This is a genomic window from Acinetobacter sp. (genome assembly GCF_049284435.1).
Taxonomy (GTDB): Bacteria; Pseudomonadota; Gammaproteobacteria; order Pseudomonadales; family Moraxellaceae; genus Acinetobacter.
Genome location: NZ_JBAPXX010000133.1, coordinates 1 through 16,044 on the forward strand (window position 1 = coordinate 1; position 16,044 = coordinate 16,044).

Genomic DNA, 16,044 nt, shown 5'->3' on the forward strand with positions numbered 1-16,044 from the left:
ATCACCTTCTTTTTCCTTACCTTCACCGCAGGCGGTGGTCGGCATACCGAGCGGATATTTCTGGTTGAATTGAGCGGATCCTGCCAGGGTCAGGCTGCGACCACCAGCCAGAGAATCATGCGGGAAATTGCTCGGATCCAGACCTTGTGCCCAAGTGATGGCCTTAGACACCAGGTTGATGCCACCGACTAAAGGCCCTTGTATCGGTGTGCCTTCTGCCTGAAGGATCAGGTCTGCAACCGGGGAGCCTTTATGGGGAGCACCGACTGAAGTCAGGGAAGCAACCAGATCAGGTCTCACACCTGCAACATAACGAATGGTCGGGCCGCCATGTGAATGACCAATCAGATTGACTTTATCTGCACCGGTAATGGCCCGAATTTCTTTGACTTGCTCTAAAAGTTGTTCACCCCGAATTCCCGATGAGTTAAAAGGTGAGACACGTGTTGCCCAGACATTGCCACCATTACGTGCCAGATCCGGTAGAATCTGATACCAGTAATCCAGTCCAAACTGGTCGGTACCGACCCGGATAAAGCCTGCCATACCATGTGCGAAGACAATCGGGTATTGGGTCTTGGCATATTGTGAACTGGCTTTTGCTGTGACTTGACTGGCTTGGGTGGATGCTTGGGTGCTGAGGCATGTACCCGCCAGCAGCAGGCCGGTGATTAATGCTCCGAATTTCATTATATTTTCCTCACTTTTGTTGTTTTAACGGGATGATCCTCATCCGGTTCCGTAAAGTCCCCCTCTGCAGCAGGGACTCAGTTTCCTAAGTTTTTTTAATTAATAAAGATGATCTATTCATAAAGATGAGTGATTTATAAGCCTTGCAGTTTGAGCCGGTTGGCATGTTGACGGTAAAGTGCAATCGGATCTTGTGCGAAGGGGCCCAAAATACCGAAAAATTGGTTTACTTCATCAAAATGATTGTGAGCATAATCCTGACGAATGATCTGGCCATAGCGCCCGCTACACAGCGGCAGAGCACCATCATTGGCTTCTCCTTTCAGGAAACTGCTACCTAAAGTCACGACTGTAGATTCAATTGCATCTAGCGGATTGGTCGCCTGCCGGTTGCCCATCCAGGAATAGTGATAAATTTCATTTGGCGTGAGTTTGCTGCCCTGAAACTGACAATCTTTGGGAATGGCAGAGGAGCCATATTTCATATTGAAAGCCTGAATCGCCTCTGGATTCATGGCTTGCAGTGCCTCGATCATACTGACCGGATAGTGGTTGCCTGTAACCAGATTCATGCTATGGCCCAGAATTGTACCGATGGCCTGAATAAAAGGTTCAAGCAGAGGTGTCTGGCTGGCATTGACGAAAACCGGGGTGCCTTGCATGGCGCCCGCAATGGCGGTTAAAGAGGCGGCTTTATGTGGTGCAACGCCCTCGATATATTGAATGGTGGGGCCACCTTGGCTATGCCCGATCAGATTGACTTTCTTCTGACCTGTCAGTGCCAGTATTTCATCAATTTGTATCAAGAGCTGTTCGCCGCGCAGTTCATTGGAGGCGACAGCAGACAGTTCAGCAGAAAACACCCATGCCCCATGCCGGCTCAGGTCTTGGGGAATCTGATACCAGTAATCCAAACCGATGCGATCCGTTCCAATCCGGTTAAAACCCAGACCAAAACCATGGACAAAGACCATCGGATATTTTGTCTTGGCATAATTCGAGAGGACAAAATTGCTTTTATATGCCTGTAATGCCGAGGCTTGCACAGAACCAGTCAAGATGGAACCCAACAGCAAAAGGTTCAAGTGATAGATTATTTTTTTCATTGCAGCTTCCCGATCACGGATAGGTCAAATAAAAAATAATCAGAAAAAAGCCTATATCACAGCTGAAATATAGGCACTCTGGGGGTTATAAACCTTCTAATTTGAGCCGGTTGGCATGCTGGCGATAGAGGGCGACCGGATCGGGTGCAAACATACCCTTCAGACCAAACATCATGTTGGCCAGGTCAGTATGATTGAGTTTGTACTGGTCATGAATGACCTTGCCCATGAACGCACTACAGCGTGACACCATGCCATCATTGTCTTTACTGCCATAAGATAAAGGGCCGAGCTGCATCAGAATCGTATCAATATCCAGGGCATTGGTGGCTTGGGCTACACCTGTCCATGAATAATAATGGATGCCTTTACTGTCTTTCTGCTTTAAATTTTTATTGCAGTTTTCTGTGGACGCCAATACACTATCTTTGACCACCTGCTGCGCCACTGTGGCATTAAAAGTATTTGAGCCGGTCTGGGTCAGGGATTTCATGGAAGCATCAAAATCAATTTCCAGTTCAGGTTTAAACTGGCCCAGTGCAATCAATGGACCAATAATATAATCACCTAAAATGTTAAAGGCGGTACGGGTCAGGCGATTATTCTGAATATCATCTGCCACTTTGGAGCCATGGTAGGTTCCTGCAACGCCAGTGATAGACGCAATATACTGCGGCTGGGTCGCTGCAACATACAGCACTGTTGGTCCGCCATGGGAATGGCCAATCAAGTTCAGTTTTTGCTTGCCGGTAATTGCCAGAACCTCTTCAACCTGATGGATCAGTTGTTCCCCGCGATGCATCGTTGTATTTGCCGGCGATAATTGTGCAGCAAACACGGTTGAACCATTACGTGCCATATCTGGCAGAATCTGATACCAGTAATCCAGCCCGATACTATCGGTGCCAATACGTGACCAGCCTAACCAGCCATGCACCATCAGGATCGGATATTTGGTCTTGGCATAGTCGGATCTGCTCTTTTCGATGACTTGGGTTGCACTCGCTACGGCCTGAGTCTGTGCAGAAAAGCTTAATCCCAGCGTTGTTATTAAAGCTACAGTCATAAACTGTGCTGTCTTATTAAAAGTACGCATAACTGTCCCTTTTTAATTTTATCGTTATTCAAGCAATCATTGCTTTGTCTAAAGTGCTGCAAGCCACAAAATCAGAGGATGAAAATACAGTTCCGGCCTTCAGTGACTGAGCAAATTTTCTTTTTAAAAGGGGTATTTTTTCATTTCAAAGCGTTTAAACCATGTCATTTCAGGACATGTAGGACAGGAGGGATTTACATTGTAAGTATATGTTCTATCTACAGATGTATTTAAATAGAAAGTCTTTGAAATAATTAAAATTTGTCTAAGTTATTTTGTGTAAATGCGAAATATTTGGAAACAACTATAAAAGATCATATTGAGAAAAAATATAAAGTTATCAAAAGGGAATTTATAAAAAAGCCATCAACAGGTAATGGCTTTTAGGCTTAGTCAGCAAAGGGCAGCTTGGCTCCCTGATCATGAACCTGTTCAAAGGTTTCTACTCGCAGCTGTTCTTGCGGTGTATTAAAATGTTTGCTGCGAAGCTGGGCAATGGCTTGCTGTTTGGCAGTATCGGACATGCTGGATTGGGTAATCTGATCCCGTTCATCTAAATAGCCCGTCACGCGGTTTTTCCAGTCGCTGCGTTGTACATCCAGTTGTTCCAGACGTTGTGTGGCTTCAGGGCCGACCAGATTAATTCGCATCTGCCGGATTTCATCACGGGAACCGCCACGGGCTTTAATATCTTCGGTGAGTTTGCGCAGATCTTCCAGTTTATTCAGTTGTTCCAGATTTTCCTGCCAGTCCTGCGGGAGTTGCTGAAACAATGCTTTGAGCTTTTGGGCTTTTTCAGTCTCAGTCAAGCTTTTGTCTGCCAGCACCGCCATCCGGTCAAGCGTATATTCATGATAGGTGTCTTCGGTGCCAAATAAACCTTCAATTTCATAATTGGAAAAATATTGTTTACGCAAATTTTGGGTACTGCTATAGATGCTGCGGTAATAGGCCGGATCTTCCTGATCGAGGCCGGTAGGTGCAGTCAGCTGGCCTAAACCTTGACGATACTTAATATAGCGATCCCATAAATCCAGAATTTGTGAGAGAGCGGGTTCTTTATGATTCTGGCGAATATAGGCTTTAAAATCCTGCTGGATTTGCTCCAGATTTTTTTCACCGAACTGGGTAATAAAATATTCAAAACAGTTTCGGGTCTGTTCATTGACAGTCAGACGGTTACTGGCGTCGAGCTGCATCTGGCAATTAATTTCGGTATCTTGCTGGCTGGCACTGGGGAATGCTGCATTGGCAGGGTTATTTAAAGTCATTGTGCTTGCTGTGGTACGCAGCTCACTGAGCGGTGATGGGCTGACGGTTTCTGCCTGTCTTTCATTCTGAGGAGATAACCAGAGCATCAGGCTGATAAAGCACAATACCACCAAAGCCAGAATGATCCAGATCTTATATTTTTGCATATCCTATGCACCTGTTTTTTTTCGGTTTCATTATTTTTGGAATTTTGATTCGGCTCAATATGCCATAAAAATCATCAAATACGATAGAAAAGTTGTAAATCATCTCGTAGGGTTTTACCATGGCGCCAATTTATAAAATGTCTGATTTTTTGCCATGAAAGCATCATCTCCTAAAATTCAGCGTCGTCATCTTAGTGGTGTCTTCCTTTTGAATAAACCTTTGGGCATCAGTTCCAATGCTGCATTGCAAAGAGTTCGCTGGTTGTATCGTGCGCAAAAAGCAGGCCATACCGGGGCGCTGGATCCTCTGGCATCCGGCTTGTTGCCGATATGTTTAGGAGAGGCAACCAAGTTTTCGCATTATTTATTAGATTCGGTCAAGCGTTATCAGACGACGATCTTTCTCGGGCATAGCACCACTACCGGTGATGTAGAAGGCGAGGTGCTACTTGAGCAAGCTGTACCGACCTTATCTGAGCAAGTGATTCAAGACACACTGGCACAATTTGTCGGCGACATTCAGCAAGTGCCCCCGATGTATTCTGCGCTAAAAAAAGAAGGCCGGCCTTTATATGAGTTGGCACGTAAAGGTATTGAAATTGAACGTGAAGCGCGTCCAATCACGATTTTGGCAATTGAACTTTTATCCTTTACGGAAAATAGCATTACCTTGGATGTGACTTGTTCTAAAGGGACTTACATCCGGGTTTTGGGTGAAGATATTGCCAAAGCACTGGGTACTTACGGACATCTGACGTATTTACACCGTATTAAAACCGGCCATTTTGATCTGATTCCGAGTTATACCATTGAGTATCTGGAAAGCCTGAGTGAAGCCGAGCGTGATGCATTGTTGTTGCCGGCTTATGCTCCAGTACAGCATTTCCCGCAAGTGCAGGTGCCTGAAGGCCGTGCAGAATATTTTAGCCGCGGAATGGAAAGCAATATCGAGCATGATGCGGCTGAACAGGTCTTGGTCTTTGATGGCGAAAAATGTTTAGGTCTGGCACAAATTAGCGATAAAAAACGCCTGATTCCGAAACGTGTATTAAATCTCTAATAGCGATTCCTTATGGAAATTGAGATCATTATCAGCCTTATAGTATTTGCCTTTATGGCAGGTGCTATTGATGCGGCCGTGGGTGGTGGTGGTCTGATCCAGATTCCTGCAATTATGGGCAGTCTGCCGCATTTACAGCCGGCTACCGTATTTGGCACCAATAAACTGGCCTCAATTTTTGGTACTGGTTCTGCGGCATTTTCTTATTTGCGTCGGGTGAAGCTGCCCTGGCTACTTTTTGGCGTGATTGCACTGTGTAGTTTTGTCAGCTCGTTTATTGGGGCGGCCAGTGTCACCCTGATTCCCGTCGAAATTCTTAAGCCCTTTGTGCTGATCATGTTGATCGTGATTGCGGTCTATACCTTGATGAAAAAGCAGTTTGGTCAGGTGCATAGCGAACAAAAACTGAGTCGAAAAATGCTGATTCTGGCCGCTTTGGGCAGTCTGGCGATAGGCTTTTATGATGGTATCTTTGGTCCGGGCACCGGCAGTTTTTTTATTTTCTTTTTTATTCGCTATTTAAGCGTCGACTTCCTGCATGCATCGGCCTTATCGAAAATTGCCAATTTCACCACCAACCTGGCAGCCTTAAGCTTTTTTATTCCAAGTGGCAATGTGCTGTTTATGGTCGGGGCGATGATGGCGGTGGCCAATATTTGTGGTTCCTTGGTCGGGGTCCGTTTGGCATTTAAATATGGCAGTGGCTTTATCCGGATTTTATTCCTGATTTTGGTCAGTCTGCTGATTTGCCGGATGGCATACCAGATGTTTATATTGGTCTAGACCCGATGTAAATCATTCTCGATATTAAAATTTCTTAACAAATCACTTTATAAACTGCGTCTGAACCTGTTGTGAAAATCTTCTAGAATCAATGATATGAAAAATAAAACAATCGGAGAAATATCGGAATGACGACTATTTTTGAAGCATTAAGAGAGAGTCATGAGATTCAGCGTGATCTTGCAGAAAAACTATTACAGACTTCCGGGGATACACCAGAACGCCGCGAGCTGTTCAAGCAACTCAAAAATGAATTATTTGCCCATGAAGCTGCGGAAGACCGTTATTTTTATATTCCCTTGATGATGACCGATTCGGGCCTGAATATTACCCGCCATGCCTTGGCCGAACATCATGAAATGGACGAAATGATCGAGGAATTAACTGCAAGTGAATTGAGTAATCCAGGCTGGATTGCCATGGCCAAAAAACTTTCCGAAAAGGTGCATCATCACTTAAAAGAAGAGGAACATGGTTTCTTCCAGCAGGCCGGTAAAATTTTGAGTGAAGAGCAAAAAACCGCTTTAGCAGTACAGTACAAAAATGAATACCAGCGTTATAAAGACATGAAAAAAGATATGCTTGTACAAAGCTAAACATCGAAAAGCTGACATTTGATTAGCTACTTTTCCATAATTTATAACTCAAATTAGATGTTTGAGTTAATCGTTATACATGTTTAGCTTCAGAAGCTTGTACAGCCTCATTTTCTTAAAAATTTAAATGCTTTTGTGTAGGCAATCTCCCTACTTTGGAAAGACCCAAAGTAGGCAAAAGTCTTTTGTTACCCATACACGACGTCCTGTCGTGATGGGTAACATGTGGCATCCTTGCCACACTCGCGTATCAAAAATCTCTTCATTGCAACTATGGCATTTGATCATCTTTTTATCTGGAAATATGGGATTTTTATCCATTCATCTCTTTTTTTGTATTTATCTCAAAGGGATAAAGTGAAGAGATTAATGATGAGATATATTTAGTTGTTCAAATTCCAATAAGCCTTTTAGGCATTCTTTTCTGCCGATCCTTGACGGGCGGCACGTACGGTCACGCCGACAGAGGCCAATATGATACAGACCAGTGCCACTGTCTGAAGAAGCGTAATTTTTTCGCCCAATAGTACAAAACCAGTCAGTGCAGCCAAGGCAGGAGACAGGCTGGACAGAGTGCCATAGCTGGTTTTATTCAAATGCTGAAGTGCCTTTAAATCCAGGGCATAAGGAATGGCTGTTGCCAGTACAGCAATGGTAATTGCCTTGCCCCAATACTGGGTGTCTATTAAGGCAGGAGCATTGTTATACAGTCCGATCGGTAACAGACATAAGGCTGAAATACTGATTGCAATAGTCAGTGCATGCATGCCGATATTTTGCTGAACCACACGTTGCCCGAAGAAAATATACAGTGCCCAGCATAAACCCGCACCTAAAGCACAGGCGGCGCCCAGCAGGTCGAAATTACTGCTATTGGCTTGTCCCCATGGCACCATTAACGCAATGCCTAAAATGGCCATCAATACCCAAATATAATCACTACGATGTTTGATCGAGAGCAGGGCCAGACCCAAAGGACCAATAAACTCCAGACCGACTGCAATTCCCTGCGGTAATCTTCCGAGGGACAAATAGAATAAAATATTCATGACCCCTAAAGCAGCGCTATAGCAGAGTAAATCCCGCCATTTTAAAAAAGGAAAACGGGAAATAATTTTCCAGGAACTGAACATCACCCCAACAATAATTGCTGCAAAGCACAGCCTTAAAATGGTCACAGTAATCGGATCCAGCACACTAAACAGCTGTTTGGCAAAAGATGCACTGATCTGGTAGGAAGTCATGGATAAGACCATGAACAATACAGCAAGGAGTTGGGCGTTTGGCATGGAAGCAGCTTCTACCCAGAGCGGGTGAAAATGAGAAATAGGAGGAAATGAAATTATAGCAAACTGGTTAATTTTTAATGAGTAGGGCAAGGAAATATTTTGCCGAGGCGAACTTAAATTTTGATTCAATAAAGTTAAGTTTTGGCCCGATCAAATACCTAAAGATTTTAAATTCAAAGTTAATCTTCTATGTAATTGTGGTTACAAATTAATCAATTTTTAAATTGATCTTGTTTTTATATTTATTAAAATATCTTAGACCCTGTGATTCGGGTTAGCTTTAAAATAACAATGAAAACATCTTAGATCCCGTGTTTCGGGACAGCATTAAAATAACAATATCAAATAATTAAGGTAGATAATAATGAAATTAAGAATACTCTCTTGCGCCATTTTTAGCTGTATGCTGGCAGCATGTGGTGGTGGTTCCGATAGTTCTGATAATAATGAACCAGTCACTAGTCAACCGGCACCGACCAATCCTGGAACCCCGGGTGATGGAGCATCAGACACCATTTCTGAATTCTATAACTATCAATTCAACTTACCGAATATTGATGGATCAGAGATGGAATCGCAAAAACTTCTATTAGCCAGTCATAAAAATAAAATTACTGGCGACATATTATATGCGGATGATAACAGTGCTGTTGATACTGAATACGATCTTGAAGAAGATATGATCTTCTCAACTTATGTCACAACAAAAGGGGTGTTCCCTGCAGATCGCACCCGTACAGCATTAGGCTATAAGCTGGAAAAAATATTAGAAAATACGACGACTCAATTTAAAAGTCGTCCTGTGACGATACCTGAGAACAATATTAGCAATCATCGACACATAGCGTGGTATGACTTATCAGGGAAAGCATTAACTGAACGTACCAATATTGCTGTGGTGAAAATGTATGATGATCCTGCGACCAGAGTGTTCTTTAACAGTGATAATACGACAGCTGAGCGTAAATACTATAATGAGTTTGCAACCAATTTTGTCGATTTGCAGAAGGCGCGCAAATTCCCGAATGGATCTAAATGTTTCCGTCTTCTGGCTGAACATCCTGAAGAAGAATATATTGAATTTGATCCGGAAATAAAAACTGGCTTTAGCACACTTGCTGAATGGCAGGCACAACAGTCTGTTCAAGAGATGGCAAAAACTATCCTAGATGGCACGATGGCTAACTTGAAATATAAAAAGGCAGAATATAAAGACGATGCTATGGAATATTACAAATATTTCGGTGCGATCGAATATCAAGGTGGAATTTATTCAGTTGATTTCTCGGAACATGGGGAACATATTGATCATGACGACTATATTGCTCAATCAAGACAGGCTGCCTTGGACAACTTAAATAAAAAAGAAGGTGTAACTTCTTTAATGATCAAATGGACAGAATATACGTATGATCAGCTTGCCTCTGCATGTGATGGCTATAATGTGACAGCAGCGACTGTATTAAATACTGCGATTAAAGACGCAACACCACGTTAAAATTTGAAAATAAGTGATTTTAAATAAAGGCGCTCTAGCGCCTTTATTTTTATTCAAGATTTCTGTCTTTGGGTCGTCACCGTACAGCCTACCGAAGCACTGATAATCGTGGCCAATGCCAGCCACTGTGTCCACAACAAGGTTTCACCCAGAAACAATAGGCCTGAGAGTGCGGCAATGGCGGGTTCCAAACTCATCAAGGTACCGAAACTCAGTGCGCTTAAATTACGCAGTGCGATCATTTCCAGAGTGAAAGGCAGTGCACTGGCTAACACAGCCAAAGCCATAAAATACAGCAAACTCATCGGTTCAAAAGTATATGCCGGCATGCCTGCAAAGAGCGCAATCGGCATCAAAACCAGCATGCCGACAAACATGCCTAGGCAGACAGTATGATTGCCAGAAATGCCTGAAGGTCTTTGGCCGGCAACGATATATAAGGCCCAGCAGGCACCGGCACCCAAGGCGAATGCAATCCCGATCGAGTCAAACGGCTGGTCAGCCTGATCAAAAGGGAATAGCAGCACCAGGCCCAGAATCGCCAGTCCGACCCAGACAAAGTCGAATTTTTGCCGCGCATAAAACAGGGCAACACTTAAGGGGCCAATAAATTCAAAAGAGACGGCAATCCCTAGCGGCAGGCGATTAATCGACAGATAAAACAGCAGGTTCATGCCAGCCAGGGCAAGGCCATAACTGATAATGGCCGGCCACTTGATCTGTCTGAAATGAATTTGCCAAATTTTAAAAATCAGTGCCAAAATCACAGCGCCCAAAAGCAGACGCATTGCGGAAACAGTCAGAATTGGAAACTGACCGAACAGATATTTGGCAAAGGAACCACTGCTTTGCATACTGATCACGGCGATCAACAGAATCAGCGGCGCTTGCACAATAGGTGCAATTTTAAAATTCAGCATGACTAAATAAGTTTCGATTTCTCGAATAGCGGAAGAGCAGCATAAGCTGAAAAAGTTTTAAAAATACAAACCTTAAAAAACAAAAAACCACAGCCCGAGAGCTGTGGTTTTTTTGAAATCTTGAATTAGAACAATACGCGTGCGCGGATTGTACCTTCAACATTCGAAAGCATATCAAGTGCTTCATGAGATGCAGCAGCATCTACATCCATCACCAGGTAACCGACATCACCTTTAGTCATCAGTGACTGGCCAGAGATGTTGATGCCTTGTTCAGCAAACAGGTTGTTGATTTTAGACAACACGCCCGGAATATTTTGGTGGATGTGCAGTAAACGGTGTTTGCCTTCAGTCAATGGTAATGCGATTTCTGGGAAGTTCACCGCAGAAAGTGTCATACCCTTGTCAGAATAAGCCACGAATTTCTCAGCTACTTCCAGACCGATGTTCGCTTGCGCTTCCATAGTCGAACCACCCACGTGCGGAGTCAGGATCACGTTTGGCAGGTTACGCAATGGAGAAACAAATTCTTCACCGTTCGCTTTAGGTTCTTTCGGGAATACGTCAACCGCAGCACCAGCAATGTGACCAGATTTGATCGCATCTGCCAGATCTTCGATCACGACACAGGTACCACGTGCCGCATTGATGAAGATCGAACCTTCTTTCATTTGCGCGAACTGATCTTTGGTCATGAAGTTACGTGTAGACGGAACATCAGGAACGTGTAGAGAAACCACATCGGCATTTGCCAAAAGTTCGCCCAAGCTACCGACTTGACGTGCATTACCTAAAGGTAATTTAGTCACTGTATCGAAGTAGATCACTTTCATACCCATGCTTTCAGCAAGTACAGAAAGTTGTGAACCAATTGAACCGTAACCTACGATACCTAAAGTTTTACCACGTGTTTCGAACGAACCAACTGCAGATTTGTTCCAGCCGCCTGTGTGTGTGTCTGCTGATTTTTCAGGTACACGGCGTAGAAGAAGAATTGCTTCAGCAAGTACAAGTTCAGCGACTGAACGCGTATTTGAGTAAGGTGCGTTAAAGACTGGAATACCGCGACGCATTGCTGCATCCAGGTTCACCTGGTTGGTACCGATACAGAAACAACCGACAGCAATCAGTTTGTTCGCAGCTTCAAAGACTTCTTCAGTCAGTTGAGTACGGGAACGAATACCGATGAAGTGAGCATCTTTGATCGCTTCTTTCAACGCTTCACCCTCAAGCGCAGTTTTACGATGGTCGATGTTGGTATATCCAGCAGCATTTAGAGTGTCGATTGCATTCTGGTGAACGCCTTCTAACAACAAGAAACGGATTTTATCTTTAGGTAGAGATAGATGTTGGCTCATTACGGCTCCGCTACAAAGGCCAAATTTAGTCGCGGTATAATAGCACAGGAAAAGCGCACTTATACATTTCCTTAATAACGCTCACATCAGCTATTCTGGCAAGATATATTGATAATAATGATCATGATGGTTGATTTAAATCTGCATTTTCAAAGGTATATTATCAAAATTGTCATTTTTCGCGGGAAACACCAAAAAATAGCTTATAATATTACGCCATGCTTTTAAAGCAGCGTGATCCGGTGCTTTAATAATCATGTTTCGCCTGATTTGTATCCATGTTTTTATGCATAAAAAATGTGCAAATGAACCAGCGAAGTCTCTCTTGTTTAAATCATGCTAGGTCTGCAAACGATGAATGCTCCAGTCGCTTTAACCCCTGAGTTATTGACCCAATTGACTGCAATTGTGGGTGAAAACCGTATTAAAACCGATACGGACAGCCTCCAGAATTGGGGTCGCGATCATACGAAGCACTTTGATCCAAACCCGTCAGTCGTCGTTTTTCCGTCGTCAACTGAGCAAGTTCAAGACATCGTAAAATTGGCGAACCAATTTAACGTTGCAGTGACTCCATCGGGTGGTCGTACCGGTCTTTCTGCAGGTGCAGTGGCAGCTAATGGCGAGATCGTGGTCAGCATGGACAAGATGAACCAGATTCTGGAATTCTTCCCGGCAGACCGCATGGTGCGCGTACAGGCAGGTGTGGTGACTGAACAGTTGCAGAACTATGCTGAAGAACAGGGCATGTATTACCCAGTCGACTTTGCTTCGGCAGGTTCATCGCAAATTGGCGGTAACATCGGCACCAATGCTGGCGGCATCAAAGTGATTAAATATGGCATGACCCGTAATTGGGTGCTTGGCCTGACTGTGGTGACGGGTAAAGGTGATGTATTGCGTCTCAATAAAGGCATGATCAAGAATGCTACCGGTTATGCACTGCAACACTTATTCATCGGTGGTGAAGGTACGCTTGGCCTTGTGACTGAAGCGGAAATCAAGCTTGAACGTCAACCGCAAGATCTGCAAGTGATGGTTCTGGGTGTACCTGATTTTGATGCAATCATGCCGTTATTGCATGCCTTTCAGGCGAAAATTGATCTGACTGCATTTGAGTTCTTTGGTGAGCTGGCAATGCAAAAAGTCTTGGCCCATGGTCACGTGCAGCGTCCATTTGAAACTGAATGCCCATTCTATGTATTGCTTGAGTTTGAAGCGCCGTTTGAACCGATTATGGACAAGGCGATGGAAATTTTCGAGCACTGCATGGAACAAGGTTGGGTGCTGGACGGCGTGATGAGCCAAAGCTTGGATCAGGTAGAAAGCTTATGGCGTTTACGCGAAGACATTTCTGAATCTATCGCGCCGTTTATTCCATACAAAAATGACATTTCCGTTCTGATTACGCACGTACCGGCATTCATTAAAGAAATTGATGCGATTGTATCGACGAATTATCCAGACTTTGAAATCTGCTGGTTCGGTCATATCGGTGACGGTAACTTGCACCTGAATATCTTGAAACCTGCGGATTTGTCTAAAGATGAATTCTTTGCCAAATGTCAGGTGGTGAACAAGTATGTCTTTGATACCGTGAAAAAATATGACGGTTCAATTTCTGCGGAACATGGTGTGGGCATGACCAAGAAGCCATATCTTGAATATTCGCGTTCTGCGGAAGAAATTGAATATATGAAAGCCCTGAAAAAAGTGTTTGATCCAAATGGCATCATGAACCCAGGTAAACTTTTCGATCTTTAATCGGTCGGAATTAAAAAAAGCGCATCGAAAGGTGCGCTTTTTTATTGCTGTGTAAAGACAGTTACAGAGTCTAAATGGTTTTGTACTAAGAAGCTCGGCATGATGGGTTGGAATAAGAATGATGATATAGGGTTAAACAATATGTTCCGGATATTGGCAGTCGCAACTCTCGCTTTTGGTATATTGGGTTCAGGCTGTGCAACTGCTCAAGAGGTCATTGCAAAGGTACAGTCGTCTTCGGATACGCCTTTGGAACAGGTTTTACAATTAAGACCGGATTTGCGTAAGGAACTGGCAACGGTTGAATTGCGCCAGTTCTTTGACAAGGTAGAGTCGCCCATGATTGGACAGGTCAAAGTCACTGAAACCGGTTTAATGGATGATTCGGTACGCTCAGTGCAGACCATTTATTATTTTAAACGAGAAGATAACAGCTGGATGCTGCAAAATACCGAGAAGTTGTATCGTTGTGCAAGAGGTTCAAATACCAAGACTTTCCAGAAAGCAGTCTGTCCATAATAGTATTTGATCTTTAGATAGATTTTGGTTAAAAGCGTATCTAGATGGTTAATGCTGATCAGTTAAGGAATTTAGAAATAGATTCTTTAACTTTTAATATTTCACGACGAAGTCTTAACGTTTTAAATCAAATATTTGTAAATCAGTTGTTACTTTGGTTTCGCCCAAAGTAACCAAAGTAACCAAAGTAACCAAAGTAACAAAAGGCATTTGTCATCCGCAAAACTCGTCAGCCACCATCTGCTAGTAAATTTGTCGCAGAAACAATCATTTGTTAATGTAGTCCTGCCTCAAACAGTTGTGGATGAGTTTTCCACCTATCTAATATAATCCTGACTTTAAAAAGAAAATGCCAGTCAATTGCTTAACTGACTGGCATTAATCTAGATGATGCTCCTTTTTATTTGGAAGATTATCTCTACGATCTATTATATTTATTCAGAGCGTTTGAATATCTCATCTGTTAAAATTTCTTCTTTCTATTTTAGATAAAGTTCATTCTGCTTCATCAGGCAGACTGACAATAAAAACTCCCATGCAAAATATCCAAACTCAAAAACTGACCCGTGCCACACTCATGTTCCCGCTGGCATTGGTCCTGTTTGAATTCTCCGTCTATATTTGTAATGACCTGATTCAGCCGGCTATGCTCGCCATTACCCGTGATTTTGGCGTGAGCAGCTCCTGGGCGCCGTCGTCCATGTCCTTTTTCCTGTTGGGCGGGGCATTTGTCGCAGCGATTTTGGGACCATTGTCCGATCGTCTCGGGCGTAAAACAGTACTGCTCGGCGGCGTGGCATTTTTTACCATCAGCTGTCTGGCCATTTTATTGACACCCAATATCGAAAGTTTCTTATTCCTGCGCTTTCTACAGGGCTTTGGTCTGTCCTTTATTACCGCTGTAGGTTATGCCGCCATTCAGGAAAGCTTTGAAGAACGTGATGCCATCAAAGTCATGGCACTGATGGCCAATGTGTCTTTGCTGGCACCCTTGCTAGGACCAGTGCTGGGTGCCTTTATGATTGATCATATCTCTTGGCATTGGGGCTTTATCGGTATCGCATTTCTGTCATTTCTAAGCTGGTTCGGCCTGAAAGCCAAAATGCCAAACCTGAACGTCAGTATTCCCAGACAGCCGGTCAGCTATATTCTGGATGACTTTAAACAGGTTCTCAAAAATAAACGCTTTGTGATCATGACTGTAGCTTTGCCTTTGGTAAGTCTGCCCTTGATGTTATGGATTGCCTTGTCACCGGTGATTCTGGTTGAGCAGTTTGGCTTTAGCAGCGTGCAATACGGTCTGGCGCAGTTTCCGGTCTTGGGCGGTTTGATTATCGGTAATCTGATTCTGTTAAAAATTATCGATAAAATGCCGCTGGGGAAAACCGTATTATTAGGTCTGCCGCTGATGCTGTTGGGTACAGGTGTATTGATGATGGGTTTGCTGATTCCAGAATATTTTGTCCATTGCCTGATTATCGGGACCGCCTGTATCAGTCTAGGTGAGGGTGTAAGTTTTTCGGTACTGTATCGTTTTGCGCTGATGTCTTCTGAAGTATCTAAAGGCACGGTGGCCGCGACCGTTTCAATTATCCTGATGCTCAGCTTTTTCGTGGTGATTGAAGCAGTACGAATAGCATATGAAACCTATGATATCTGGGCCTACTGTGTTGCCTCTTTGATTCTGATTGCACTCTGGTTTACTTTGCCACGCATGCAACTCAAACAGTTAATGCTGGAAAGGCAGGAGCGTGGGGAGTTTTGATTCCTTATTGATGGAATTTATAAATTATTGAAATCACATATTCAATATTGAATTTCCCTCTCTTTCTAGGCATAGGTATCTACACAATTTCCGAGCTTTGCGTTAAATTGAAGAGCATGCTCTTCAATTTAACATCTCTGGTCTGGATCAGCGTCTTGTCAAACGCTATAACGGCCTTGTAA

Annotated in this window: 14 protein-coding genes; 7 read left to right on the top strand and 7 right to left on the bottom strand. The window is 43.5% G+C overall.

The genetic code is table 11. From position 1 onward, the window contains the following. From WAK81_RS11420 to WAK81_RS11435, 4 genes are all read right to left on the bottom strand, one after another. A partial coding sequence (locus tag WAK81_RS11420; protein ID WP_422196908.1) for an esterase/lipase family protein occupies nt 1-690 on the bottom strand: 690 nt, incomplete at its 3' end. A gap of 134 nt (nt 691-824) precedes the next feature. Further along, complete coding sequence (locus tag WAK81_RS11425) at nt 825-1,796, bottom strand: esterase/lipase family protein (RefSeq protein ID WP_422196909.1); 972 nt, start codon at nt 1,794-1,796, stop codon at nt 825-827. An 85-nt stretch (nt 1,797-1,881) separates the two neighbouring features. Beyond that, nucleotides 1,882-2,892, bottom strand: a complete 1,011-nt coding sequence (locus WAK81_RS11430; RefSeq protein ID WP_422196910.1) for an esterase/lipase family protein — start codon at nt 2,890-2,892, stop codon at nt 1,882-1,884. Nucleotides 2,893-3,281: 389 nt separating this feature from the next. After that, nucleotides 3,282-4,310 (bottom strand): lipase secretion chaperone, encoded by a 1,029-nt coding sequence (locus WAK81_RS11435; protein WP_422196911.1) that lies wholly within the window; start codon nt 4,308-4,310, stop codon nt 3,282-3,284. A gap of 154 nt (nt 4,311-4,464) precedes the next feature. Between WAK81_RS11435 and truB the strand changes: the two genes are divergently transcribed. The 3 genes from truB to WAK81_RS11450 all read left to right on the top strand — a co-directional run bounded on the left by truB (nt 4,465) and on the right by WAK81_RS11450 (nt 6,749). Next, on the top strand, nt 4,465-5,370 hold the full coding sequence (truB, locus tag WAK81_RS11440) for a tRNA pseudouridine(55) synthase TruB (protein WP_422196912.1): 906 nt from the start codon (nt 4,465-4,467) through the stop codon (nt 5,368-5,370). Between the two features lie 12 nt (nt 5,371-5,382). Next, complete coding sequence (locus tag WAK81_RS11445) at nt 5,383-6,153, top strand: sulfite exporter TauE/SafE family protein (RefSeq protein ID WP_422196913.1); 771 nt, start codon at nt 5,383-5,385, stop codon at nt 6,151-6,153. A 128-nt stretch (nt 6,154-6,281) separates the two neighbouring features. Then, complete coding sequence (locus WAK81_RS11450; protein WP_422196914.1) at nt 6,282-6,749, top strand: hemerythrin domain-containing protein; 468 nt, start codon at nt 6,282-6,284, stop codon at nt 6,747-6,749. A gap of 410 nt (nt 6,750-7,159) precedes the next feature. Here WAK81_RS11450 and WAK81_RS11455 read toward each other — a convergent pair whose 3' ends face one another. After that, complete coding sequence (locus WAK81_RS11455) at nt 7,160-8,038, bottom strand: EamA family transporter (RefSeq protein WP_422196915.1); 879 nt, start codon at nt 8,036-8,038, stop codon at nt 7,160-7,162. 364 nt (nt 8,039-8,402) lie between these two features. On the opposite strand from WAK81_RS11455, the gene WAK81_RS11460 reads away from it, so the two are divergent. Next, nucleotides 8,403-9,536: a hypothetical protein gene (locus WAK81_RS11460; protein ID WP_422196916.1), complete on the top strand. Its 1,134-nt coding sequence runs from the start codon at nt 8,403-8,405 to the stop codon at nt 9,534-9,536. Between the two features lie 53 nt (nt 9,537-9,589). Here WAK81_RS11460 and WAK81_RS11465 read toward each other — a convergent pair whose 3' ends face one another. Continuing rightward, complete coding sequence (locus tag WAK81_RS11465; protein ID WP_422196917.1) at nt 9,590-10,456, bottom strand: EamA family transporter; 867 nt, start codon at nt 10,454-10,456, stop codon at nt 9,590-9,592. A gap of 125 nt (nt 10,457-10,581) precedes the next feature. After that, complete coding sequence (serA, locus tag WAK81_RS11470) at nt 10,582-11,814, bottom strand: phosphoglycerate dehydrogenase (RefSeq protein ID WP_422196918.1); 1,233 nt, start codon at nt 11,812-11,814, stop codon at nt 10,582-10,584. Between the two features lie 354 nt (nt 11,815-12,168). On the opposite strand from serA, the gene WAK81_RS11475 reads away from it, so the two are divergent. The 3 genes from WAK81_RS11475 to WAK81_RS11485 all read left to right on the top strand — a co-directional run bounded on the left by WAK81_RS11475 (nt 12,169) and on the right by WAK81_RS11485 (nt 15,862). Beyond that, the gene (locus WAK81_RS11475; RefSeq protein ID WP_004644999.1) at nt 12,169-13,578 is read left to right on the top strand and encodes an FAD-binding oxidoreductase; all 1,410 of its coding nucleotides are present in this window, start codon (nt 12,169-12,171) and stop codon (nt 13,576-13,578) included. Between the two features lie 141 nt (nt 13,579-13,719). Continuing rightward, the gene (locus WAK81_RS11480; protein WP_422196920.1) at nt 13,720-14,097 is read left to right on the top strand and encodes a hypothetical protein; all 378 of its coding nucleotides are present in this window, start codon (nt 13,720-13,722) and stop codon (nt 14,095-14,097) included. Between the two features lie 535 nt (nt 14,098-14,632). After that, nucleotides 14,633-15,862, top strand: a complete 1,230-nt coding sequence (locus WAK81_RS11485; RefSeq protein WP_422196919.1) for an MFS transporter — start codon at nt 14,633-14,635, stop codon at nt 15,860-15,862. Nucleotides 15,863-16,044: the final 182 nt, after the last annotated feature.